Raw genomic sequence first — 23,604 nt, 5'->3', positions numbered from 1 at the left:
TTTTTTCGAACGATTAACACTGGATGAACACTGAACGACTCGAAAATATTTGCCACGTTCTTCGTTCAGGTCGGATATCAAGACATCTTCGTGATTATGGTCTTACAAAGACTGAGACGGACGGCCAGCCGACATCCGACGCTCTAGGAATGAAGTCATTGTCGACCCGCGTCGCCGGACCTGACATGGCTGGAGCGGGGAAGATCCTCGATGCGTCGCGTTGTTCTCGGAAGAATTGGGAACAACACGGGACGACCATGAGCGACAGCAAGTCTACGTCAGTCGCCCGTCCACCGGGACCGCCAAGCGCACCGCGTGTCCCGATCTCACGACGAGAAGGCCCAGGCGCACGAGCACCCAGGCCTCGCCGGCTTGGTCAGATGGAGGCCGGAGTGACCGGATCCGCCCGTCAGGGCTGGAAGCTCACCGTGAGCCGGGTGCGCAGCACCAGGGCGTCGTTGCCGCGGCCCGCGACAACCAGGCGGCCCGAACCGCCTGGCACCGGAGCGAGGCCGCTGTCGGGCAGGCCGTAGTAGAGCGCCTCGGCCCCGGCACTGATCCTGTCGCTCAACCGCGTCTCGAGCCCGCCGCCGAGCACGAACCCGACCTCCGTCGCCCGGTTGCGGACGGCCAGGGCGGCTCCGCCGGCGCCCCCCGCGCCGCCCGGCCCGGCGAGGCCCGTGCCGCCGTCGCCACCGGTCCCGCCCTGGCCCGCGAAGACGACGCGCACGCCCTCGTCGCGGGCAAAGGCGACGCCGGCGGTGCCGTAGAGCAGGACCGGGCCGGCGCTCCAGCCGAGACGGCCGCGGATCGAGCCGAGGGCGCGATGGCTGGCCGCGTCGGGAAACGAGACATCGCCCTCGGCGCCGTAGACCAGGGCGGCCTTCTGCCAGTTGTAGCCGAGATGGAGGCCGCCGAGGATCGCTGGGCTGCGCGCCGCGCCCGCGAAGGCGACGGCCCCGCCACCGCCCCCGCCGCCGTCGATGCCCCGGGTGCCGGCGCCGCCGGCCTCGCCGTTCGCGAGGGCCGTGGTGCCGAAGCTGCCGTTCGACAGGACGTGCAGCGCCCCGAGATGGCCGCCGAGATAGGCGCCGGACCAGCCGGCGGGCCCCGTAGCGGCGAGGGCCGCCCCGGGATGGATGGTCAGGCGGCCGCGCAGGGTGAGGAAATCGCGTGGCACGCCGGCGAGGCGCGGCCCGTCGAAGCTGTAGTACAAGGCCTCGAGGCCGGTACTGAGCTGCGGCGTCAGCTTGACCTCGACGCCGCCTCCGCCGACCACGCCGACGCCGTCGGTGCCGCCACGGGCCACGGTCAGGGTCCCGAACCCGTTGCCGCCGGCACCACCCGAGCCACCCGGGCCGCCATTGCCGCCAGCGCCGCCATCGCCGCCCAGGAAGGTGCCGAGCACCAGCGGGCGAACCGAACGCAGCGCCAGGCCGGCGGTGCCGTAGACGAGGACCCGGTCGGTGGCGAGACCGAGGCGGCCGCGGACGCTGCCGAGCACGTCGTCGAGGGGCCCGAGGCTCGCGACGTCGGCTTCGAGGCCAGCCACCGCGGCGCCCCACTGGCCGTTATAGCCGGCATGGAGCCCCTGGAAGACGGTGCGGCCCTCGATGCGTCCGGGTACGATGCCGGTGCGGCCGCCCCGGCCGCCGAACAGCGTCGGTACCACGCTGCCGCCATCGCTGCCGACGAGGCCGCGGGCGCCGCGCCCCGCGGCCACGCCGCCGAAATGGCTGCCGATGGTGAAGCCCGACCAATCCTGGGGGACGGGCAGGGCGGCGGGCGCAACGGCGACCGGTGCCGGGAGGTCGGCCGCCCGGACGGGTTCGGCGGCGAGCATGCCGAGGATGCCCACGGCACAGGCGGGAAGGCGAATCATCGAGGGGATCGAACCGGCGCGATAGACTGTCGAAGACAGCGAGAAGACTAATCGCAAACTCGCTGCGTGACAGTCGAAAATTGATTAACGCGCCGACATTCGGCGCCGGCGCGGCATTTGCGTAACGATACCCGACAGGAGTCTCGACGAGGCCCGGGCCGCGCCGGACCGCGTCATACCCTCGCGCCGTGGCATCGACACCTCGATACCACCGCGTCCGACGCGTCGGCGCCGACGCCCGTTCGGGCTCGCCCTGCGCCTTCGAACCGATCCGTTCGAAGGCACGGCGGTATCAGATCTCGGCCCGCAGCGGCCGGCTGAGCAGGCCGGCAATGGCCTCGTCGAGGTGGAGGGCGCCGGAGACGAGCCCGGCCACCGCCTCGGCGACCGGCATCTCGACCCCGCGCCGGCGGGCCAGCGCCACCAGCCCTGGCGCGGTGAGGGCTCCTTCCGCCAGCTTGCCGCCGGAGGCCTCCGCGAGGCTGACGCCCTGCCCGAGGCGCTCGCCGAAGGCGAAGTTGCGCGACTGGGCCGAGGCGGCGGTGAGCACGAGGTCGCCGAGGCCGGACAGGCCCATCAGGGTCTCGGGGCACGCGTCCCAGGCGCGGGCGAAGCGCATCAGTTCGGCGAAGCTGCGGGCCACCAGGGCCGCCCGGGCGCTTTCGCCGAGGCCCCGGCCGATCGCCGCCCCGCAGGCGATGGCGAGCACGTTCTTGGCCGCCCCGCCGATCTCGACCCCGCGCGGGTCGCTGCCGTGATAGACCCGGAAGGTCGGCCCCGACAGGGCGGCGGCGAGGCGCGCCGCCAGGTCGCCGTCACGGCTCGCCAGGGTCACGGCGGTGGGCAGCCCGCGGGCGACGTCCGCCGCGAAGCTCGGGCCGGAGAGAACCGCGATCGGCGCGCCGGGCGCGGCCTGCGCCGCCACGTCGGTCAGGAACGCGTCCGTGCCGCGCTCGATGCCCTTGGCGCACAGGATCAGCGCCGCTCCGAGCCCGAGCCGGGGGCGGAGCGCCGTCAGCACGCTGCGGAGCGTCTGTGCCGGCGTGACCACCAGCACCGCCTCGGCCACGGCGAGATCGGCCGCGTCGGCGGTCGGCCGGACGCCCGGATGCAACGGCACCCCGGGGAGGTGGCGGGCATTCTCGCGCGAGCGGGCCATGGCGGCGGCGGCGACGGCGTCGCGCGTCCACAGCACGACGGGCCGCGGTGCCGCCGTCGCGGCGGCGTTCGCGAGCGCCGTGCCCCAGGCCCCGCCGCCCAGGACCGCGATCGGGCCGATGGTGGTCATACCGCATCTCCCGCCATGAAATCCGCCGCCGCGAGCCGGTACAGCCGGTGCCGCCGCAGGGAATGCCCCTCGGGCAGGGCCGGATGCTCGAACCCGCCGGCCTCGCGCATGCCGAGGCGTTCCATCACCCGGCGCGAGGGGCCGTTCACCTCGGCCGTGTAGGCCACGATCTCGGGCAGGGCGCAGCGGGCGAAGGCGTCGGAGAGGGCGAGGCGGGCGCCGCGCACGGCAAAACCCCGTCCCCAGGCGGAGCGGGCGAGGCGCCAGCCGATCTCGACGAGGCCGTTCGCGTCGAGGCCCGTCCCAGGCCCGGCCAGCTCGCCGAGGGGCAGCGGCCGGGCCGGGCGCCAGCAGCCGACGAAGCCGCAGAACCCCTCCGGCGCCTCGACGGCCCAGGGGCCGAACCCGTCCTCCGCGAAGCGCCGGTCCAGCGCCCGGGCCTCGGCCTGGCTCTCGCGGGCGGTCTTGGTGCTGGCGAAGTACCGCATCACCTCCGGGTCGGCGCAGAGGGCGGCGAAGGGCGCGTCGTCGGAGAGGCGCCAGCGCCGCAAGGCGAAGCCGTCGCCCGGCAGGCTGTTGGGCGGCGGCGGCACCGGGCGCTTGCGCCGCCACAGGAGCGAGCGGTGGTTGAGCACCGCGAGATCCTGGCGGCCGGCCAGCACCGCCTCGCCGAGGCTCACCGCGAGGGCCAGGCGCTCGGGCGGCATGTTGGCCCAGGCCGGCGGCGCCACGCTCTCGCGCCACGGTCCGCCGCAGGCATTGTCGAGCAGGATGCGGGCGAAGCAGTGGTTCTGCGAGACCGGCCAGTCCGGATGCCGTCCCGCTTCCTCGGGCAGGCGTTCGTCGACCAGCGTCCGCCAGCGGCGCTGCTGCGCCGCGATCTCCCCGGGGGTCATGCGGCGGGGATCGTGGTCTGGTCCTTGGCGTCATCCTTGGCCTGGGCGAAGGGCCAGCGAGGACGGGCCGGCGCGGTGATGTCGTCGGTGAGACCGAGCCGCAGCCGCTCGATGCCGGCCCAGGCGATCATCGCGCCGTTGTCGCCGCAGAGCGGCAGGGGCGGGGCGACGAGCGGCAGGCCGGCCTCGCCCGCCTGCCGGGACAGGGCCCGGCGCAGGGCGCCGTTCGCCGCGACGCCGCCGGCCACCACCAGGGCGGTCGGATGGCCGGCGACGGGACCGAAATCGCGCAGGGCCACCCGGACCCGGTCGACCACCACGTCGACGACCGCCGCCTGGAAGCTGGCGCAGAGGTCGGCGACGTCCTGGTTGGTCAGGGGTGCGATCCGCTCGGCCTCGATCCGCAACGCCGTCTTGAGGCCCGAGAGGGAGAAATTGGGCTCGCGCCGGCCGAGCATCGGCCGCGGCAGGGCGAAGCGCTCCGGATTGCCGCTCTCGGCGGCACGCTCGACCTCCGGCCCGCCGGGATAGGCGAGGCCGAGCAGCTTCGCGACCTTGTCGAAGGCCTCGCCGATGGCGTCGTCGATGGTGCCGCCGAGGCGCACGTACTCGCCGACGCCCTTCACGGCGACGAGCTGGGTGTGGCCGCCGGAAGCGAGCAGCAGCAGGTAGGGGAAGGCGAGGCCGTCGGTGAGCCGGGCGGTGAGGGCGTGGGCCTCGAGGTGGTTGACCGCGATCAGAGGCTTTCGCGACACCAGCGCCAGGGTCTTGCCGGTGACGAGCCCGACCAGGACGCCGCCGATCAGCCCCGGCCCGGCTGCGACCGCGATGCCGTCGAGATCGGCGAGGCGCAGCGAGGCGTGGTCGAGGGCCCGGGCGACCAGCCGGTCGAGCACCTCGACATGGGCGCGGGCCGCGATCTCCGGCACCACCCCGCCATAGGCGGCGTGCTCGGCGATCTGGCTCAGCACCTCGTTGGAGCGGATCTCGCCGCGCCCCTCCTCGCCCACCGCCACGATCGCGGCCGCGGTCTCGTCGCAGGTGGTCTCGATCCCGAGGACGTTCATGAGGGGGGTGATCTCGCGAGGGGGCTGGCACGCCGCGCGGCGGCCGGTATGGTGCCCCAGATAACCCGCCGGCGCGGGGCCGGCCAAGTGGGGGTTGGCGAAGCAAGTGGGGGCTGGCGAAGTAAGGGGCTGGCCGAGCGAGTGGTGGCATGAAGGCCAGAGGGAAAGGGACGAGCGCGTGACGCGGGGGATGGAGGGCGGGACGGCCTTGCACGTGTGGATCGCCAGGCCCCTGCCGGCCGGCGCACGCACGGCCGAGCGGGTCGCGGGGCTCGGTCATCATCCGCTCCTCGCCCCGGTCCTCGATCTCGCCCCGAGCGGCGCGCCGCCGCCGGAAGGCCCGTTCGACGCCTTGGTCTTGACGAGCGCGAGCGCGATCCCGGCCCTGGCCGGCACGCCGCTCGTCGCCCTGCCGGCCTATTGCGTCGGGGCCCGCACCGCCGCCACCGCGCGGGAGGCGGGACTTCGCGGCGTGCAGGAGGCCGGAGGCGACGCCCGGGCGCTGGCAGACCTGATCGGCGCAGGCCTGCCGCGGGGCGCGCGTCTCGTCCACGCCGCCGGGCGCGAGCGCAAGGACGAGCCGGCCGCGACGCTCGGGGCCCGCGGCTACCGGCTGACGGTGTGGGTCGCATACGCGGCCCGCGCCTTGCCGGAACTGCCGGAGCCGGTGGCGGCGGCGCTCGCGGACGACGCCCTCGACGCGGCCCTGCACTATTCCCGCCGCAGCGCCGCGACCGCGCTGGGCCTGGCCCGGGCGGCGGGATGCGAGGAGGCGTTTCGACGCGTGGCGCATCATTGCCTGTCGGCGGACGTGGCCGCACCCCTGGTCGCGGCCGGCATTCCGTCCCATGTGGTCGCGGCGCGACCGGACGAGGACACCCTCCTCGCCGGTCTCGCGCCCTTTCTTCCGGACAGTGACGCAGAGGCGTCGCCGGCCCTTCGCCCGGGCCGGGAGCGATGCTAAGGGACGATGAACCAGCGCGTGGCCCGGGCGGGATCCTGCCCAGCGGTCGCGCTCCCGCCGCGCCGATGGGCCGCCTTCCGGCGGCCTCCCGGCCCGGCTCACGAGGTGAGGATCTCCGGCCGTGACCCCATCCGACAAGGACCAGAAGGATTCGCGCAACCGTCCCGGCGGGCGCGGCGGCAGCGGGGATGGGCCGATCATCGACCTGAAGGCGACGCGCGTCGCCGAGACGCCCAAGGCCGAACCAGCGACGGCCGATCAAGCCAAGACCGATCAGGCCAAGACCGACCCGGTGAAGACCGACCCGGGCAAGGACGCGCCGAAGCCGGACGCCACGAAGCCCGCCTCGCCCGTCGCAGCGGCCGTGAGACCCGGCGAGCCGGTGAAGGCCGCCGAGGTGAAGCCGGCCGAGGTCGCGAAGCCTGGTGCGACCGGCCCGGGGCCGAAGCCGCTCGGCGCCACCGGCACGACGTCGTCCGCCGGCGCGCCGGCGGGCACGATGGCCAAGCCGGGCGAGACGAAGCCCGCCGAGATCAAGCCCGGCGCGCCGGTCGCCGTGACGGGTGCCGCGGCCGCCGCCTCCGCCGCGACGCCGGCGGGCGTGGCGAAACCCGCGACCGCCGCGGGGGTCACGGGTCCTGGCAGCGGCCCGCTCAAGGTCGGCGACGCGAAGCCCGGCGAGACGAAGCCGGGAGAGGCCAAGCCGGGCACGCCGTCTTCCGTCACTTCCCCTTCCACGACCGCATCCCCGGCGACGTCCTCGACCGGGACTCCCAAGCCCGCGACCGCCGCGGGGGTCACGGGCCCTGGCAGCGGCCCGCTCAAGGTCGGCGAGACCAAGCCCGCGGAGACCAAGCCCGGCGCGCCGGTGACCGCGGTTCCCGGCCCCAAGCCGTCGGAGGCCGCCAAGACCCCGGGCGCAGCGACCCCGGGCGCAACGACCCCGGGCGCAGCCAGTCCGGGCGCAGCGACTCCAGGCACGACACCCCCGGGCGGCAAGCCGCTCGACACCAAGCCGCTCGACACCAAATCGCCTGCGGCCGGCACCGGCGCGACCTCGGGCGCCGCCTCGGCGGACTCGGGCCCGAACCCGGCGATGACGGGCGCCGCCGGCGCCAAGCCGTCGATGGTGCCCAAAACCGGGCCACAAGCGACCGGCCCGCAAGCGACGGGCGCGGCGGCCGGGACGGGGGCCGCGAAGGATGCGCCGAAGCCGGACCCTGTGCGGAGCACCGGGACGGTTCCGGCCGCCGCGGCGCCGCAGGCCCGGTCCGGCGCCGGCTTCGGCTCGCTGCTGGCCGCCTCGCTGCTCGGCGGCGTGGTCGGGGCGGGCCTGCTCTACGGCGCGACCACCTATGGCCCGGCCTACGGCATCAACCTGCCGAAGCCCGCCGCGCCCCAAGGCGAGGCCGCCGGCACCGTGCCGCTCGACCAGCGCCTGGCCGAATTCGCGCCGCGCGACAGCGTCCAGGCCCTCGACCGGCGCGTCGCCTCGGTCGAATCGACCCTGCGCCCGCTGCCCGACGCGGTGCGGGCCGCCGAGGCCGCCGCCAAGGCGGCGAGCCAGCGCGCCGACGAGGCCCTGCGCAAGGCCGAGGCCGCGCCGACCGCAGGAACCGGCCAGCCGGCGCCCGCGGCGCAGGCCCCGGCCCAGACGCCCAGCCAAGCCCCCGTCCAGGCCCCGAGCGCCGGCATCGACCCGGCCCGCCTCCAGGGCATCGAGAAGCAGATCGCGGATCTCCAGGGCCGGACCGGGGGGGATGCCGGCCTGCGCCAGCGGGTCGACGGCCTCGCCCAGGCGGTGACCGCGCTCCAGGGCCGCAGCGACGGGGCCGACCTGCGCGGCCGGCTCGACGGGCTCGACAAGGGGCTGAAGGCGCTCCAGGCCGATCTCGGCACCCGGGCGGCCGCGGAGGAACAGGCCGACAAGGCGCTCGGCCAGCGCCTCGACGAGCTGCGCCAGGCCCTCGACACGAGGGCCAAGGCGGCGGACCAGCGCTTCGACCAGCTCCAGCAAGCCGCCGATTCCCGCACCAAGACCGTCGACCAGCGCCTCGCCGACCTCGCCAAGGCGGTGGAGGGCCGGGCCGAGGCGAGCAGCGTCCAGGCGGCGCTCCGGGTGGTGGCCTCCGACCGGATCGCCAGCGCGCTCGCCTCCGGCGCGCCCTATGCCGATGCGCTCGCCACCTTGAAGCAGCTCGATCCCGGCCAGGCCGCGGCGCTGGCGCCGCTGGAGCCCTTCGCCCAGGCCGGTGCGCCGACCGCCGCCGCCCTGGCCCAGAGCTTCCAGCCCGTCGCCGCCAAGCTCAACGCCGCGGCGTTGGCCGCCAGGCAGCGGGCGGTGGCGGAGCGCGGCAGCATCACCGACCGGCTGACCAGCATGGCCGAGTCGATCGTCTCGGTGCGCAAGGTCGGATCCGAGGGCGCGGCCCCGGCCCAGAGCGCCGGCGCCGATCCGACCGAGGCCGGGGTGGCGAAGATCCAGGACGCGCTCGCCCGCGGCGCGGTGGGCGAGGCCGCCCAGGCCTTCGATGCCCTGCCGGAGCAGGCCCGCAAGGAAGCCGGCGATTTCGGCCAGCGCCTGAAGGCCCGCGCGGCCGCCGGCGACGCCGCCCGGGCGCGGCTCGCCGCGTCCTTCGCGGCCCTCCAGGGCCCGGCGACCCGCTGACCCCTCGAGGCGCGGCCGCCCTCGCGGCCGCGTCGCTTCCGTTCCCGGTGCGGCCGCCACGGCGGCCGCGATGATCTCTCGGGGCTCTGATGACGCCCCCTCGCGCGCCCTCGGCGGCAGCGCGGCTTTCTGGAGTTGATGGAAAGATGTGGCGCGCACTCGCCTTCGTGGCTCTCCTCGCCCTCGCCGCCTACGGGGCGGTCTGGCTCGCCGACCGGCCCGGCGTGGTCACCGTGACCTGGGGCGGCTACGAGCTGGCGACCAGCCTCGCGGCGGCGCTCGTCGGCGTGATGGTTCTCGCCGTGGTGCTCGGCTTCATCTGGGCCTTCGCCCGCGGCGTCATCAACCTGCCCGAACGGCTGAGCCTGTCGAGCCGGCGCCGGCGCCAGGAGCGGGGCTACAACGCGCTGTCGCGCGGCATGGTGGCGGTCGGCTCCGGTGACCCGATTGCGGCGCGCCGGCTGGCCGGCGAGGCCGAGCGCCTGCTCGGCGCCGAGCCGCTCGCCCTGCTGCTGACGGCCCAGGCGGCCCAGATCTCCGGCGACCGCGCCGGGGCCGAGCGCGCCTTCCGCCGCATGGTCGACGATCCCGAGACCCGGGTGCTCGGCCTGCGCGGCCTGTTCGTCGAGGCGCGCCGCCAGGACGACGAGACCTCGGCCCGGGCCTACGCCCTGGAGGCCGCCCGCCTCGCCCCGAGCGTAACCTGGGCCAACGAGGCGGTGATGGAAGGCCAGTGCGCCGACCGCGACTGGGCCGGCGCCCTCGACACCGTGTCGCGCCGCGCGAGCCTCGGCCTGTCCGACAAGGCGGCGATGCGCCGCCAGCGCGCGGTGCTGCTGACCGCCAGCGCCCAGGACCTCGAGGCCGGCGATCCGGAGCGTGCGCTCGCCCAGGCCCGCGAGGCGGTGAAGATCGCCCCCGACCTGGTGCCGGCAGCGGCCTTGGCCGGGCGCCTCTTCGCCCGCCGCAGCGATCTCAAGCGCGGCGCCCGGGTGGTCGAGGCCGCGTGGCGCATCAACCCGCATCCGGATCTCGCCCGGGTCTATCTCGACCTGCGCACGGGCGATTCGAGCCGCGATCGCCTCGCCCGCGCCGAGACCCTGGCCCGGATCTCGTCCTGGCACCCGGAGGCGCGCTTCGCCATCGCCCGCGCGGCTTTGGACGCCCGCGAGTTCGGCCGCGCCCGCGACGTGCTGGCGCCGCTGCTCGCCGACAGCCCGACCGTGCGGGCCTACGACCTGATGGCCGAGATCGAGGAGGCCGAGCACGGCGCGGCGTCCGGCAAGGCCCGCGAGTGGCAGGCCCGGGCGATGCGCGCGCCGCGCGATCCGGCCTGGTGCGCCGACGGCCTCGTCACCGACCGCTGGGCGCCGATCTCCCCGGTCAGCGGCCGCCTCGACGCCTTCGTCTGGCAGACGCCGCCGGACCTGCTCGGCCGTGCCCACGGAACCGCACACGACGCCGAGCCGGCGGCGAGCGCGCTCAATGGCGGCGAGCCGGCCACGAAAGCCGGCAATGGCGTGACGACGATCGGGACCCTGGCCTCGGGGCCGGCGGGCCCGGGCGTGGTGCCGGTACCCGTGAAGGTGCCCGAGGTGGTCGGGCCGGGGCGGTGAAGGCTGCGGCCGGTATCCCCCGACCGCGCTGACCCCCTCGATGTCGTCCCGGGGCCGCGCCGCGGAACCCGGGATCCATGACCGCTCACGATGCGAGATGAAGCGGAATATTGTCCGCCTTGGTCCGCGGCGTCGGCGGTCATGGATCCCGGGCTCTCGCCTGCGGCGAGCCCCGGGATGATCCTGAGGATGTCGGGGTCGTTGCGCGACCGATCAGGCCCTCACGCCACCGCCGCCACGGCCCCCGCCGGCGCCTCCCATTCCGGCCCCCAGACCTGCACGACGTGACCGGGCGAGACCTCCCGGTACAGCCGCTCCGGCGGCGCGTAATCGACCGGGCGGATCGGGCTCTTGATCTCGTCGCTGCGCACGGCGTGAAGCTGACGCCGACGGCCGGGATCGGGGACCGGGACGGCGGCGATCAGCTTCTTGGTATAGGGGTGCTGCGGCGCACCGAAGATCGCCGCGCGGGGACCGATCTCGACGATCTCGCCGAGATACATGACGGCGACGCGGTGGCTCACCCGCTCCACCACCGCCATGTCGTGCGAGATGAACAGGTAGGCGAGACCCAGCGACGCCTGCAGGTCGAGCATCAGGTTCACCACCTGCGCCTTCACCGAGACGTCGAGGGCGGAGACCGATTCGTCGGCGACGATCAGCCGGGGCTCGAGGGCGAGCGTCCGGGCGATGCAGATGCGCTGGCGCTGGCCGCCGGAGAATTCGTGCGGGAAGCGGCCGGCCATCTCGGGCTTGAGGCCGACCCGGCGCAGCAGGTCGGCGGCGCGGGCGCGGGCCTCGGAGCGCGAGCACAGGCGGTTGATCAGCAGCGGCTCGGCGATGGCACTACCGACGCTCATCCGCGGGTCGAGGCTGGCGAAGGGATCCTGGAAGATCATCTGCATCCGCCGGCGCCGGGCCCGCAGGTCGGCCGGCGACAGCCCGAGCACGTCCTCGCCGTCGAGGAGCACGGAGCCGGCGACGGGTTCGATCAGCCGCAGGACCGACCGGCCGGTGGTGGATTTGCCGCAGCCCGATTCGCCGACGAGGGCCAGGGTCTCGCCCGCCCGCACCGCGAAGGACACGTTCTCGACCGCGTGGACCCTGCCGCGGACCCGCGACAGCAACCCGCCGCGGATATCGAACCGGGTGGTGAGCCCCTTCACCTCCAGCACCGGCCGCTCGCCCTCCCGCACGGTGTCGGGGAGGGGCGGAGCTGTCTCGGGCTCGCCGGTGGCGCGGTCGACGATCTCGAAGCGGGCCGGCCGGGTCTTGCCCTGCATCGCACCGAGGCGCGGCACGGCGGCGAGCAGGGCGCGGCTGTAGGGATGGACCGGGCGGCGGAAGATCTGCTCGGTCGCCCCGGCCTCGACGGCGCGGCCGTCGACCATCACCACGGTGCGGTCGGCGATCTCGGCCACCACCCCCATGTCGTGGGTGATGAAGAGGACCGACATGCCCTCCTCCTCCTGGAGGAGCTTGATCAGGTCGAGGATCTGGGCCTGGATCGTGACGTCGAGGGCCGTTGTCGGCTCGTCGGCGATGAGGAGCTTCGGCCGGCAGGCCAGCGCCATCGCGATCATCACCCGCTGGCGCATGCCGCCGGAGAAGCGGTGCGGATATTCGTGCACCCGCGAGGCCGCGGCCGGGATCCGGACCTTGTCGAACAGTCGGACGGTCTCGGCCTCGGCCTCCTTGTGCGAGAGTCCACGGTGTAGCCGCAGCGCCTCGCCGATCTGGAAGCCGACGGTGAGCACCGGGTTGAGGCTCGTCATCGGCTCCTGGAAGATCATCGCGACGTCGTCGCCGCGGATGCGCCGCATCTCGGCATCGGGCAGGCGCAGCAGGTCGCGGCCTTCCAGCAGCACGCGGCCGCCGGTCCGGGTCGCGTCGCGCGGAGTCAGCCGCATGATCGACATCGCCGTGACGCTCTTGCCGGAGCCGGATTCGCCGACGAGGGCGACGGTCTCCTTCGGGCCGATGTCGAACGAGACGCCGTGCACCACCGGGCGCCAGGCCTGCTCGGAGCGGAACGCGACGGTGAGATCCTGGACCGAGAGGATCGGGGTGGGGCTGACCGGGGTTTCCATGGGTGTCATCCTCACAGCACGCGCCGCGGGTCGAGGGCGTCGCGCAGGCCGTCGCCGATGAAGTTGATCGACAGGACGGTCAGGAAGATCGCCGCGCCCGGGAACAAGGCCCAGTGCGGCGCCACGTCGAGGTGGTCCTTGGCGTCGTAGAGCAGCCGGCCCCAGGTCGGGATGTCGGGCGGGAAGCCCAAGCCGAGGAACGACAAGGTCGATTCGGCGATGATCGCGGAGGAGACCTCGATCGTCGCCGCGACGATCACCGGCCCGATCGCGTTCGGCAGGATATGGCGGGTGACGAGGTGCCAGGCGGTCGCGCCCTGCGAGCGCGCCGCCTCGACGAACTCCTTCTCGCGCAACGACAGGAACTGCGCCCGCACCAGCCGCGCCACCGGCATCCAGCGCAGGCCCCCGATCACCGCGACGATCATCACGAACACGCCGCCCTCGACGCCGAAGAGCTGCTTCAGCTGGTCGCGGAACAGGTAGATGATGAGGAGCAGGAGCGGGAGTTGCGGCAGCGACAGGAACAGGTCGGTCAGCCACATCAGGAACGGGTCGAGGAAGCGCCGCGACATGCCGGCCAGCGCGCCGACCACCACGCCGACGAAGGTCGCCACCACCATGGCGGCGAAGCCGACGGCCAGCGAGATGCGCCCGCCATAGATCATCCGGGCGAGCAGGTCCTGGCCGAGATCGTCGGTGCCGAGCGGATGGGCCCAGGACGGGCCCTGGAGCGTCGCCGCGAAGTCGATCTCGTCGATCGCCACCGGCCAGACCCAGCCGCCGACGAGGACCGCCAGCACCAGGAAGCCCAGCACCCCGACGCTGACGACCGCGAGACGGTGGCGGCGGAAGCGCCGCCAGGTATCCCGCCCCGAGGCCGCCGGGGCGGGGGCCGGGGCCGCCTCAGCGGTAGGAGATGCGAGGGTCGAGCCAGCCATAGAGGAGGTCCGCAACGAGATTGAACAGGACGACGAGGCAGGCGAACACGAAGGTGACGGCCATCACCACGGGCGTGTCGTTGGCGAGCATCGCGTTGATGAGGAGCGAGCCGATCCCGGGAATCCGGAAGATCTGCTCGGTGACGATGGCCCCGCCGAACACCGCCGGGATCTGCAGCGCCACCAGCGTCACGACCGGGATCAGCGCGTTGCGGGCGATGTGGCGGACCGTGACGGTGCCGTCCGACAGGCCCTTGGCCCGGGCGGTGGTGACGTAGTCGAGGCGCGCCACGTCGAGCACCGAGGCGCGGACGTAGCGGGTATAGGACGCGGCCTGGAAGAAGCCGAGCACGCAGACCGGCATGATCGCCTGCCGCACATGCTCCCAGGCCCAGCGCCAGCCCGTCGCCGAGATATCGGCCTGGTAGACGAAGGGCAGCCAGTCGAGGGTCAGGCTGAACAGCAGGATGAACAGGAGGCCGGTGAAGAATGTCGGCAGCGAGAAGCCGATGAAGGCTAGGGTGTTGGCCACCTGGTCGAAGACCGAGTAGGGCCGGATCGCCGCCAGGATGCCGACCGGCACGGCGATGAGCAGCGCCAGCACCTGCGACGAGCCGACCACGAACAGGGTGGTCGGCAGGCGCTGCAGGATCAGATCGTCGACGTCGACCCGGCTGGCGAAGGAGAAGCCCCAGTCGCCCTGGAGCATCGCCGTCAGCCAGTGCAGGTAGCGCACCAGGATCGGGTCATCGAGGCCGAATTTCAGCCGCAGCGCCTCGCGCACCTCCGGCGGCACGTTGGGGTTGGTGGCAAGCTCGCCGAACGGATCGCCGGGGGCGAGCGCGAGCACGGTGAACAGGATGAGGCTGATCCCGAGCAAGCTCGGGATCGCGATCAGCAGGCGGCGGAGGAGATAGGCTCCCATCGGGTGTCGTTACGCCTGCTTGTACCACTCGGCCAGGAAGGCCAGCGAATTGTCCCAGCCGCTCGCCGGGGCCTCGAGCTTGCCGTTGATCGCCGAGACCTGGGCGCGATGGAGCAGCGGCAGGACGTAATCGGCGACCACGAGGTCGTTCATCTTGACGAACCAGGCGGCGCGCTTGACGAGGTCGAGCTCGCCCTGCGCCGCCTTGTAGGCGGCGTCGACGTCCGGGTTCTGCATGCGGCAGATGTTGCGGCCCTGCCACTTGTTGGCCTTGGTGGCGGCCTCCCAGGAGACGTATTGCAGGGCGAACACCGCCGGATCGGCCTGCGTCATGTTCCAGGTATACATCTCCATGTCGGCGTAGAAATGCGGGTAGGTATCCGGATTTGCCACATCGGAGGAGAAGAACACCGAGCCAGGCACCGATTTCAGCTCCATCTCGATGCCGGCCTTCTGGGCGGCCTGCTTGATGATGGCCTGGGTCTTCTGGCGCGGCGCGTTGATCGAGGTCTGGAAGACGAATTTCAGCTTCTTGCCGTCCTTGGCGCGGATGCCGTCGCCACCCTTCTTCCAGCCGGCCTCCTCCAGGATCTGCGCCGCCTTGTCGGGATCGAAGGCGAAGGAGGTGCTCTTCGACACGAAGGGCGCCGGGCCGTTGAAGACGTTGGCGGTGGCCCGGCCGGTCCGGCCGTAGATGAATTGCTGGATCGCCGCCCGGTTGACGAGCAGGTTCATCGCCTTGCGCACCGCCGGGTCCGAGAAGGCCGGGTGCTTGGTCTTGAGCGAGGCGCGCTCGCCGTCGACCTCGACATTCGGGTCGGTGGCGTTGAGCAGCAGGAACTCGAGGTTGCCGCCGAAATCCATCTTGACCCGACCCTTGCCCTCGGCCTCGAGCCGCTTCAGGATCTCGTCCTCGACCTGCATGTTCCAGGCATAGTCGTACTCGGCGGTCTGGAGCACCGCGCGGGCGGCCGAGACCGCGTCGCCGCCGCCCTTCATCTCGATCGAGTCGAAGAACGGCCGGTTCGGCACGTGGTAATCGGGGTTGCGCACGCCGCGCAGGATGTCGCCGGGGCGGAACTCGCTGAACTTGTAGGGGCCGGTGCCGACCGGCGCCAGGTTGGCCGGTGCGTCGCGGGACTTGTCGCCGTTGTAATCGGCGAAGACGTGCTTCGGGATGATCATCCCGGCGCTCGACACGAAGGCGTCGGCCCAGAACGGCGTCGGCTCCTTGAAGGTGAGCTTGACGGTGAGATCGTCGACCTTGGTGACCTTGACGTTGAGGTAGCTGCCGCCGGTGACCGCGGCCGTGGCCGGGTTGGCGGCGTATTCGGCGGTGAACACCACGTCGTCGGCGGTGAACGGCTTGCCGTCGTGCCACTTGACGTTGGGCTTCAGCTTCCAGGTCACCGAGCGGCCGTCGGCGGCCACGCCGCCATTCTCCTTCGACGGGATCTCGGCCGCCAGGACGGGGAACAGGTTGCCCTCGGCATCCCAGGCCGCCAGCGGCTCGTAGAAGATCCGCGAGCCCTCCTGGTCCTTGGTGCCGACCGCGAAATGCGGGTTGATCAGGGTCGCAGCCTGCCAGAACAGCAGCTTCAACGGCCCGCCGCCGCCGGCCTTCGTGGGCTTGTAGGCGTCGCGCAAGCCGCTCGCCGCGAAGGCGACGCCGTTCTGGGCGAGCATCATCCCGGCCATCGGGGCGGAGAGGCCCAGCGCCAGCATCCGGCCGACGAAGCCGCGCCGCGACAGGCTCCCGTCCTTCACCTCGCCGATCAGGGTGCGCAGGTCATGCTCGGTTACGCCGCGCTCGGTCATCGACAAACACCCTTCTGGCTGGCCTCTGGCGGCCGTCAGCATCGCGCCCGCCGCGAGTCCTTACAAGCGGTCAAGCAAACATCGGCGCTGTTGTCAGCGCCCAAATGGCCGCGGATTGCAAAGGCCGGGCCATTCGCGCGCGATCCGGGCCATCGCGAGAGCCATTCCGGACGCGCGCCCCTCGTCCGCACCCGCCGCGCTTGAGCCGGCAAGCCACCTGCATGACGCTCCCGCGCAAGGCAGCCCGAGGGCTGCGTCTGGGAGGAACCCCATGGACAACCGCAACGCCGTGTGGCGCCAGGTCGACACCCACAAGGACCGGCTGATCGCCCTCTCCGACGAGGTCTGGGGCACGCCGGAGGTCTGCTACACGGAAGAACGCTCGTCCGCGGCGCATGCCGCCGAGTTGCGCCACCAGGGCTTCCGGATCACCGAGGGCGTCGCCGGCATCCCGACCGCGGTGATCGGCGAGGCCGGGGAGGGCGGGCCGGTCATCGCCTTCCTCGGCGAGTACGACGCGCTGCCCGGCCTGAGCCAGGAGGCGGGCGTGGCGGCCCATATTCCCATCGAGCACGGCGGCCACGGCCATGGATGCGGGCACAACCTGCTCGGTTCGGCGGCACTGCTCGCCGCCACCGCCCTGAAGGACTGGCTCGCGGAGCAGGGCCTGCCGGGCCGCGTGCGCTACTACGGCTGCCCGGCCGAGGAAGGCGGCGCCGCCAAGGCCTTCATGGTGCGCGAGGGCCTGTTCGCGGATGCCGACGCCGCCGTGACCTGGCACCCGTCGAGCTTCTGGGAGGTGACGCCGCCGCTCTCGCTCGCCAACACCCGGGCCGATTTCGTGTTCACCGGCCGCGCCTCGCACGCGGCGGCGGCCCCGCATCTCGGCCGCTCGGCCCTCGATGCGGTCGAGTTGATGAATGTCGGCGTCAACTACATGCGCGAGCACATGCCGAGCGACGCGCGGGTGCATTACGCGCTGCTCGATACCGGCGGCATCGCCCCCAACGTGGTCCAGGCCCATGCCCGGGTGCGCTACTCGATCCGCGCCCGCGACCTGCCGGGGATGCGCGAGCTGGTGAACCGGGTCCGCAAGATCGCCGAGGGCGCGGCGCTCATGACCGAGACCACGATGGAGATGCGCATCGTCAGCGCGGTCTCGAACCTCGTCGGCAACACGCCGCTGGAGGAGGCCCTGCACGGGGTGATGGAAGACCTCGGCACGCCGCATTTCGACGAGGCCGACCGCGCCTTCGCCAAGCAGATCCAGGGCACGCTGACCCCGCAGGACATCGCGGCGGTCTACCGCACCATCGGGCTGCCGGTGACCGACGCACCTTTGGCCGAGTTCCTGGTGCCCCTCGACGCCCGCCGCAACCCGGCGATCGGCTCGACCGATGTCGGCGACGTGAGCTGGGTCGTACCGACGGTCCAGGCCCACGCCCCGACGGTGGCGGTCGGCACGCCGTTCCACACCTGGCAGGTGGTGGCGCAGGGCAAGACCCCGGCCGCCCACAAGGCGATGGTGCAGGTGGCCAAGGCCATGGCGGCGCTCGGGGCCCGGCTCGCGACGGATGCCTCCTTGCGCGACGCCGCCAAGGCGGAGCTGAAGGCCCGCACCGGGCCGGAGGGCTACGTCTCGCCCCTGCCGCCGGAGGTGCAGCCGCCGCTGACGATGTCGGTGGGGTGAGGGACCCGGACGCGCGCCGAGGATGTCATGTGACGCCGATCCGCGTCACGCATGGCCTCCTCGGACGAGGCCGAACGGCCTCGCCCTGGCACGGTCGATGCCGTCAAAGGCCGTCCATTCCACCGTCCCGGCGCCGCGACGCGGAGCCCGGGATCCATCGCCGCGACTGGCAGCGAAGGACGCGGTCCGCCGCATCCTGCATCGTCCGCCGGGATCGACGCTTCCGGGACCGAGGCCGTCCGGTGACGCGCGCGACACGCGCCGCGCGCAATCCCATCCTCACACCCGCATCGGCATCAGCACGTAGAGCGCCGGCGCGCCCTCGCGATCCTGGATCACCGTCGGCGAGCCCGGATCGGCGAGGCGGAACAGGGCGGTGTCGCCGTCGAGCTGGGCCGTGATGTCGAGGAGGTAACGGGCATTGAAGCCGATATCGAGGGGGCCGGATTCGTAGTCGACGTCCAGCTCCTCGGTCGCCGAGCCCGAATCCGGGTTGTTGACCGAGAGCGACAGGCGCCCGTCGGTCATGGCGAGCTTCACCGCCCGGCCGCGCTCGGACGAGATCGTCGAGACCCGGTCGACCGCCTTGGCGAACTGGTCGCGCTCGACCGTCAGGCGCTTGTCGTTGCCGGTCGGGATGACGCGCGCGTAGTCCGGGAAGGTGCCGTCGATCAGCTTCGAGATCAGGGTGACGCCCGACGAGAAGCTGAACCGCACCTTGGCCGACGAGATCTCGACGCCGACGGTCTCGCCGCCATCCTCGACGAGCTTCTGGATCTCGGCCACCGCCTTGCGCGGCACGATGATGCCCGGCATGCCGCCGCTGCCCTCCGGCGCCTCCATCTGGACGCGGGCGAGGCGGTGGCCGTCGGTGGCGACCGCCCGCAGCTTGAGCGAGCCCTCGGCCTCGATGGTGTGGAAGAAGATGCCGTTGAGGTAGTAGCGCGTCTCCTCGGTCGAGATCGCGAACTGGGTCTTGTCGATCAGGCGCTTGAGGTCGGCGGCCGGCAGCGCGAAGGAGTGCGGCAGCTCGCCGGCGGCGAGATCGGGGAAATCCGCCTCCGGCAGGGCGCCGAGGGTGAAGCGCGAGCGGCCGGAGCGGATCAGCATCTGCCCGGTCTCGCCGCTGGTCTCGAGGGAGACCTGGGCGCCGTCGGGCAGCTTGCGGACGATGTCGTAGATGACGTGGGCCGGCACCGTGATGGCGCCGCCGTCGACCACGTCGGCGGGGATCGTCTCGGTCACCTCGATGTCGAGGTCGGTGGCCTTCAGCTGGAGGCCGTCCGGCCCGGAGCGCAGCAGCACGTTCGACAGGATCGGGATCGTGTTGCGCCGCTCCACGACGCGGTGCACGTGGCCGAGCGACCGAAGAAGGGCCGCGCGCTCGACGGTGACTTTCATCAGGGTGATCCGTGTCTCGAACGACCGACCGTTCAAGGCCGGCAACCGCACTCGTTGCCCCGTGCGTGCACGGGACGGGAATTTTGGCGAAGGCGCTCCGCGAACGCAAGCCGGGGCAGGCCCGTGACCGGGCCTGCCCTCGGATGTCAGTCCTGGAGCATGCGCTTCAGCAGCTCGACCTCGTCGCAGAGCGCGGTGTCCTCGCCGATCGCCTTCTCGATCTTGCGCACCGCGTGCAGGACCGTGGTGTGGTCGCGCCCGCCGAAGCGCCGGCCGATCTCCGGCAGGGAGCGCAGCGTCAGCACCTTCGAGAGGTACATGGCGATCTGGCGCGGCTTGACCACCGCGGCGGTGCGGCGCTCGGAGAGGATGTCGGAACGCGAGACGTTGTAGCGGCTCGCCACCAGCTTCTGGATGTCCTCGATCTTGACCCGCTTCGGCTCGCGGTTCTTCACGAGGTCGCGGATCGCCGTCTCGGCGGTGTCGAGGGTGACGGGGGCGCCGGTGAGCGTCGCGTGGGCGAGCAGCCGGTTGACCGCGCCTTCGAGGTCGCGGCCATTGGCGGTGATCGCCTTGGCGACGTACTCCGCCACCGTCGGCCCGACCTCGAAGGCCGGATGCGTCGCCCGCACCGCCTCGAGGCGCGATTGCAGGATCGAGGCGCGCAGGGCCTCGTCGAGGGTGCCGATCTCGACCACCAGGCCGCCGGCGAGGCGCGAGCGGACCCGCTCGTCGAGGGCCTCCAGCTCGGTCGGCGGCCGGTCGGCGGCCACCACCACCTGGCGCCCGGCATCGATGAGGGCGTTGAGGGTGTGGCCGAACTCGGCCTGGATCGAGCGGCCCTGGATGAACTGCACGTCGTCGAGGATCAGGACGTCGATCGCCCGCAGCTTCTCCTTGAAGGCGAGCGCGCTCTGGGTCTTCAGGGCGTTGACGAAGCCGTACATGAAGCGGTCGGCGGTGAGGTAGATCACCCGGCGTCCGGCATTCTTGACGGAATGGCCGATGCCGTGGAGGAGGTGGGTCTTCCCCAGGCCCACGCCGGCATGGAAGTAGAGCGGGTTGTAGAGCGCGGGGCCACCGTCGTGCCGGGCGACCCGCTCGGCCGCGGCATGCGCCAGGGCGTTCGAGCGGCCGACGACGAAGCTCTCGAAGGTCAGGCGCGCGTCGAGGGGCGCGCCGCCGAGATCGCCCTCGGGAGCCTGCCCGCGGGCGGCGCGCTCGGGCTCCGAGACCTCGACCGCCGGACCGGGGGACGCCGCCGGCCGCGGGCTGGCGGCGGGCTTCGCCACCGCCGGAGCGCCGGCCCGGGCCGGCGCCATCGCGCCGCGCACGCCGACCTCGAGGCTCTCGATGCCGTCGGCCTCGCTGCGGAAGGTGGCGAGGACCCGGTCGAGGTAGTGCGACTCGATCCAGCTCTTGAGGAACCGGGTCGGGACGGTGAGGCGGGCGACCCCGCCGGAGACGTCCTGCAATTCGAGCCGGGCGAACCAGCTCGCGAACACGTCCTCGCCGAGTTCCGCCCGCAGGCGGCGCTTCACCCGCTGCCAGGCTCCCGCGATCTCGGCACCCGCAGTCTCGCGGCCGTCGTCGCCGTTGCCGCCACGGCCGGAGCCGACCCCTGCCGCCAAGCTGCCGTCAACACGCATGACTGGTCCCTTCTCGGCCCGACGGCGGCTGCCCGCTCCCGGTCCGTACGCAGATACGCTTGCCGCCATGCGCCTCGAACGGAGGCGGGCAGCGGGGTCAAAGGCCGTCGAAGTCAACTGACTTCAGCCTCTGTCCCGTGGTTCACCCCGGTCTATCAACAACTGGTCTCGTTTCTCTTAAGGCCTGCCGGCCTTCGAAAACCGCGAGGCGGGTCCGAGGGTTGGCGGCCGTCTCGGAGACCCGTCCACGGCCTCGCGCGCCGCGGGGCGGGCCAGGTCGACGGAGAGCGGGACGAGACCCGCGCGAAGGGCGGGCACAAGTGGAAAACTAGTCCGTCCAGGGGATGTCTCGCAACAGGAACGATTGGGCCTAAGGTAAACCGATCCTTACGCAAGATCTCCGCCCACGCCCCATCCACAGCCTGTCCGGCGGCAAGATCCTGGAATCGTGACCGTTTCGTTGAAGTCTCGCGCGAGCCTCCGAAAGAGCCGTGCAGGCTCAACGGCTTGTCGAGAACGGGGAGGGCCCGGGGGACAGGCCGGTGGACAGCGCCGGCGTGTCCTTCCTGCACTTGACGGGCGCCTGAACCGCTCCATCCCACGGCAGCACCGTCAGCTCGGGCCAGAGGGCGCGCACCCGCTCCGCCTTCGCGGCGTAGGCCGTCTCGTTGGCGAGCGCCGGGTTGGGGCGCAGCACCAGCCCGAACAGGTCGGCAAGGCCGAAGGGCGCGGCGATCGAGAGGCTGTCGTCGGGCTCCAGCCGCACGCCGACGGCGTGGACGATCGCGGCGTAGCGGGCGAGCGCCGCGTCGGCGTCGGGCAGGGGCGGGTAGGGGACGCCGAAGCGGGCCTCGAACCAGAGATGGACCCGGGCCTGGTTGCGGATCTCGACCGGGCCGGGGCAGGACGCGAGGACCGGGGCGGCGCGGCGCAGCACCGCGTCCTCGGCCTCCCAGGACGTGTCGGGATCGAAGTAGATCAGGTCGTAGTCGCGGAGGCCGTGGCCGCGCGGACGTCCGGTCAGGGCGTTCCAGACGGTCTGGTAGAGACAGCCGGCGACGAGGCGCCATTGCGGCAAGGCGAGCGACCGGGCCGCGGCCAGCAGCGCCATCAGGCCGGGATCGGCCCGGACGATCGCCTCCAGGCGTCGCAGGTGCGCCGCGTCCTCGGAGGGGATGCGATCAGGTGCATCGAACGATCGGGCGCTCACGTCGACACCTCGCCTCGTCAACTCGGGCCGCACGGCGGAGCCCGGGATGTGACGCCGGGCGATGCAGGATTGCCGCGGACGGAGATTGTCGCGGACGGACACCGGCATCCGGGGTCATGCGCCGGACCGGTCCGCCCATCCGGCGCTCACGCGCCGGTATAGTCTGCCCACGACATCGGCGTCTCGAACACCTTGACCGAGGCCAGCAGCGGCAGGGCCGGCTTGGTCTTGTCCCAGATCCAGGCCGCGATGTGCTCGGCGGTCGGGTTCTCGAGGCCCGGCACCTCGTTGAGGCAGTAATGGTCGAGGCGCGCGAGCACCGGCGCGAAGGCGGCCTCGACGTCGAAGAAATCGACCACCCAGCCGGTCGCCGGATCGACCGGCCCGTCCAGGGTCAGCTCGACCCGGTAGGAATGGCCGTGCATGCGGTGGCAGCGATGGGTCTCGGGCACGTTCGGCAGCCGGTGCGCCGCCTCGAACGTGAAGGCCTGGGTGATCTTCATCGGCGTATGGTGGGTTGATACTGTGTCGGGGGATCGGTGCGGCCAGCCCCTTAGCACCGTTGGCCCGCGGCGCGAAACCGCGGGCGGACGCTCACGGGATCCCGATCAGCTTGTGGGTCTGCAGGCTGAGGCGCCAGCGGGCGTCGCGCAGGCAATGGGCCACCGCGGCCTCGGTGTTGGCGATCCGGTCGGGCCCGTCCATCGGCTGGAGCCAGAGGTAGCGGAAATCGAGCCCGGCCAGGGCGTCCGGATCGAGGCCGGCCTGCGGGTAGACAAGCTTCAGCTCGTCGCCGCGGGTGAGCCGCAGGGGAGCGCCGGCCTTGGGGCTGACGCAGACCCAGTCGATCCCCGCCGGCGGCTCCTGCGTGCCGTTGGTCTCGACCGCCGCCTCGAAGCCCTTCGCATGCACGGCGGCGAGCAGGGCCCCGTCGAGCTGCAGCAGCGGCTCGCCGCCGGTGAACACCACGTAGCGCCGGCCTCGCGCCTCGCCCCAGCAGGCCGCGATCGCCGCGGCCAGCGCCTCGGCATCGGGAAAGCGGCCGCCGCCGATCCCGTCGGTGCCGACGAAGTCGGTGTCGCAGAAGCGGCAGACCGCGTCAGCCCGGTCGGCCTCGCGCCCGCTCCACAGGTTGCAGCCGGCAAAGCGGCAGAACACCGAGGCGCGCCCGGCCTGGGCGCCCTCGCCCTGGAGGGTGTGGAAGATCTCCTTGACGGCGTAGCTCATGATGTCGATCGTCGGGCGCCGCAACGGGGCGTCGCGCGTTGCTCCAGGTGAGGTCAGGCGGTGCAGGCTCAGATGGTGTAGATTCAGGTAGCGTCCCTGCCGTGTCAGATGGGGATCGCGCCGGCAAGCGCACCGGGCGCGGGTCCGGCCCGCGCCTGTGGACGGGCCGGGGATGGCGCCGCCGCCATGCTCCCGCCACGGATGGCGCGTTGATGGGAGCATCGCGCGGCGCTGTCAAAAGCTTCGCCGTTGCCCTACAATCACGGTCGGTC

At 72.7% G+C, this 23,604-nt stretch carries 17 protein-coding genes; 4 read left to right on the top strand and 13 right to left on the bottom strand.

Annotation, left to right across the window (positions count from 1 at the left end; genetic code table 11):
* Positions 1-409: 409 nt before the first annotated feature.
* The 4 genes from FF100_RS36920 to tsaD form a co-directional block, all read right to left on the bottom strand.
* Positions 410-1,882 carry an outer membrane protein gene (locus tag FF100_RS36920; RefSeq protein WP_171070064.1) on the bottom strand — a complete coding sequence of 491 codons (1,473 nt, stop codon included), beginning with the start codon at positions 1,880-1,882 and terminating at the stop codon, positions 410-412.
* A gap of 292 nt (positions 1,883-2,174) precedes the next feature.
* Positions 2,175-3,170 (bottom strand): NAD(P)H-dependent glycerol-3-phosphate dehydrogenase, encoded by a 996-nt coding sequence (locus FF100_RS06105; protein ID WP_139034666.1) that lies wholly within the window; start codon positions 3,168-3,170, stop codon positions 2,175-2,177.
* Positions 3,167-4,066 carry a GNAT family N-acetyltransferase gene (locus FF100_RS06100; protein ID WP_139034665.1) on the bottom strand — a complete coding sequence of 300 codons (900 nt, stop codon included), beginning with the start codon at positions 4,064-4,066 and terminating at the stop codon, positions 3,167-3,169. Before FF100_RS06100 ends, FF100_RS06105 begins: the two co-directional genes overlap by 4 nt.
* A complete protein-coding gene (tsaD, locus tag FF100_RS06095) occupies positions 4,063-5,133 on the bottom strand; it encodes a tRNA (adenosine(37)-N6)-threonylcarbamoyltransferase complex transferase subunit TsaD (RefSeq protein ID WP_139034664.1) in 1,071 nt (356 codons plus the stop codon). Before tsaD ends, FF100_RS06100 begins: the two co-directional genes overlap by 4 nt.
* 208 nt (positions 5,134-5,341) lie before the next feature.
* Here tsaD and FF100_RS06090 point away from each other — a divergent pair, with 208 nt between their 5' ends.
* The 3 genes from FF100_RS06090 to FF100_RS06080 all read left to right on the top strand — a co-directional run bounded on the left by FF100_RS06090 (position 5,342) and on the right by FF100_RS06080 (position 10,381).
* Positions 5,342-6,097 carry a uroporphyrinogen-III synthase gene (locus FF100_RS06090; protein WP_171070081.1) on the top strand — a complete coding sequence of 252 codons (756 nt, stop codon included), beginning with the start codon at positions 5,342-5,344 and terminating at the stop codon, positions 6,095-6,097.
* Positions 6,098-6,218: 121 nt separating this feature from the next.
* A complete protein-coding gene (locus FF100_RS06085) occupies positions 6,219-8,765 on the top strand; it encodes a COG4223 family protein (RefSeq protein ID WP_246101937.1) in 2,547 nt (848 codons plus the stop codon).
* 146 nt (positions 8,766-8,911) lie between these two features.
* Entirely contained in the window at positions 8,912-10,381 is a 1,470-nt protein-coding gene (locus FF100_RS06080; RefSeq protein WP_139034663.1) for a heme biosynthesis protein HemY, read from the top strand.
* A 221-nt stretch (positions 10,382-10,602) separates the two neighbouring features.
* On the opposite strand, the gene FF100_RS06075 is transcribed toward FF100_RS06080, so the two are convergent.
* The 4 genes from FF100_RS06075 to FF100_RS06060 are packed head-to-tail and all read right to left on the bottom strand — an operon-like array spanning position 10,603 to position 16,155.
* Positions 10,603-12,471, bottom strand: a complete 1,869-nt coding sequence (locus tag FF100_RS06075; RefSeq protein ID WP_139034662.1) for an ABC transporter ATP-binding protein — start codon at positions 12,469-12,471, stop codon at positions 10,603-10,605.
* 11 nt (positions 12,472-12,482) lie between these two features.
* Complete coding sequence (locus tag FF100_RS06070; RefSeq protein ID WP_139034661.1) at positions 12,483-13,412, bottom strand: ABC transporter permease; 930 nt, start codon at positions 13,410-13,412, stop codon at positions 12,483-12,485.
* Complete coding sequence (locus FF100_RS06065) at positions 13,378-14,337, bottom strand: ABC transporter permease (RefSeq protein WP_060846339.1); 960 nt, start codon at positions 14,335-14,337, stop codon at positions 13,378-13,380. Before FF100_RS06065 ends, FF100_RS06070 begins: the two co-directional genes overlap by 35 nt.
* Before the next feature lie 9 nt (positions 14,338-14,346).
* Entirely contained in the window at positions 14,347-16,155 is a 1,809-nt protein-coding gene (locus FF100_RS06060; protein ID WP_139034660.1) for a peptide ABC transporter substrate-binding protein, read from the bottom strand.
* Between the two features lie 271 nt (positions 16,156-16,426).
* Here FF100_RS06060 and FF100_RS06055 point away from each other — a divergent pair, with 271 nt between their 5' ends.
* Complete coding sequence (locus FF100_RS06055) at positions 16,427-17,845, top strand: M20 family metallopeptidase (RefSeq protein ID WP_139034659.1); 1,419 nt, start codon at positions 16,427-16,429, stop codon at positions 17,843-17,845.
* A gap of 279 nt (positions 17,846-18,124) precedes the next feature.
* Here the strand turns inward: FF100_RS06055 and dnaN are convergent, their stop codons facing one another.
* From dnaN to queE, 5 genes are all read right to left on the bottom strand, one after another.
* Positions 18,125-19,246 carry a DNA polymerase III subunit beta gene (gene dnaN, locus FF100_RS06050; protein ID WP_139034658.1) on the bottom strand — a complete coding sequence of 374 codons (1,122 nt, stop codon included), beginning with the start codon at positions 19,244-19,246 and terminating at the stop codon, positions 18,125-18,127.
* 146 nt (positions 19,247-19,392) lie between these two features.
* Positions 19,393-20,895 (bottom strand): chromosomal replication initiator protein DnaA, encoded by a 1,503-nt coding sequence (dnaA, locus tag FF100_RS06045; protein ID WP_139034657.1) that lies wholly within the window; start codon positions 20,893-20,895, stop codon positions 19,393-19,395.
* A gap of 499 nt (positions 20,896-21,394) precedes the next feature.
* Positions 21,395-22,105 (bottom strand): nucleotidyltransferase family protein, encoded by a 711-nt coding sequence (locus FF100_RS06040; RefSeq protein WP_246101936.1) that lies wholly within the window; start codon positions 22,103-22,105, stop codon positions 21,395-21,397.
* Positions 22,106-22,251: 146 nt separating this feature from the next.
* Positions 22,252-22,608, bottom strand: coding sequence for a 6-carboxytetrahydropterin synthase QueD (gene queD, locus FF100_RS06035; RefSeq protein ID WP_139034656.1), 357 nt, complete (start codon positions 22,606-22,608; stop codon positions 22,252-22,254).
* Positions 22,609-22,699: 91 nt separating this feature from the next.
* A complete protein-coding gene (queE, locus tag FF100_RS06030) occupies positions 22,700-23,332 on the bottom strand; it encodes a 7-carboxy-7-deazaguanine synthase (protein WP_139034655.1) in 633 nt (210 codons plus the stop codon).
* Positions 23,333-23,604: the final 272 nt, after the last annotated feature.

It is taken from the genome of Methylobacterium terricola (assembly GCF_006151805.1).
GTDB classification, from domain to species: Bacteria; Pseudomonadota; Alphaproteobacteria; order Rhizobiales; family Beijerinckiaceae; genus Methylobacterium; species Methylobacterium terricola.
The sequence above is the reverse complement of the archived record's forward strand: the minus strand, read 5'-3'. Positions and strand labels throughout refer to the sequence as shown.

Bases quoted from the DNA above. Each gene is read 5' to 3' on its own strand.
- FF100_RS36920 (WP_171070064.1), bottom strand. From the start codon at position 1,882: ATGATTCGCCTTCCCGCCTGTGCCGTGGGCATCCTCGGCATGCTCGCC.
- FF100_RS06105 (WP_139034666.1), bottom strand. From the start codon at position 3,170: ATGACCACCATCGGCCCGATCGCGGTCCTGGGCGGCGGGGCCTGGGGC.
- FF100_RS06100 (WP_139034665.1), bottom strand. From the start codon at position 4,066: ATGACCCCCGGGGAGATCGCGGCGCAGCAGCGCCGCTGGCGGACGCTG.
- tsaD (WP_139034664.1), bottom strand. From the start codon at position 5,133: ATGAACGTCCTCGGGATCGAGACCACCTGCGACGAGACCGCGGCCGCG.
- FF100_RS06080 (WP_139034663.1), top strand. From the start codon at position 8,912: ATGTGGCGCGCACTCGCCTTCGTGGCTCTCCTCGCCCTCGCCGCCTAC.
- FF100_RS06075 (WP_139034662.1), bottom strand. From the start codon at position 12,471: ATGGAAACCCCGGTCAGCCCCACCCCGATCCTCTCGGTCCAGGATCTC.
- FF100_RS06070 (WP_139034661.1), bottom strand. From the start codon at position 13,412: ATGGCTGGCTCGACCCTCGCATCTCCTACCGCTGAGGCGGCCCCGGCC.
- FF100_RS06065 (WP_060846339.1), bottom strand. From the start codon at position 14,337: ATGGGAGCCTATCTCCTCCGCCGCCTGCTGATCGCGATCCCGAGCTTG.
- FF100_RS06060 (WP_139034660.1), bottom strand. From the start codon at position 16,155: ATGACCGAGCGCGGCGTAACCGAGCATGACCTGCGCACCCTGATCGGC.
- FF100_RS06055 (WP_139034659.1), top strand. From the start codon at position 16,427: ATGGACAACCGCAACGCCGTGTGGCGCCAGGTCGACACCCACAAGGAC.
- dnaN (WP_139034658.1), bottom strand. From the start codon at position 19,246: ATGAAAGTCACCGTCGAGCGCGCGGCCCTTCTTCGGTCGCTCGGCCAC.
- dnaA (WP_139034657.1), bottom strand. From the start codon at position 20,895: ATGCGTGTTGACGGCAGCTTGGCGGCAGGGGTCGGCTCCGGCCGTGGC.
- queD (WP_139034656.1), bottom strand. From the start codon at position 22,608: ATGAAGATCACCCAGGCCTTCACGTTCGAGGCGGCGCACCGGCTGCCG.
- queE (WP_139034655.1), bottom strand. From the start codon at position 23,332: ATGAGCTACGCCGTCAAGGAGATCTTCCACACCCTCCAGGGCGAGGGC.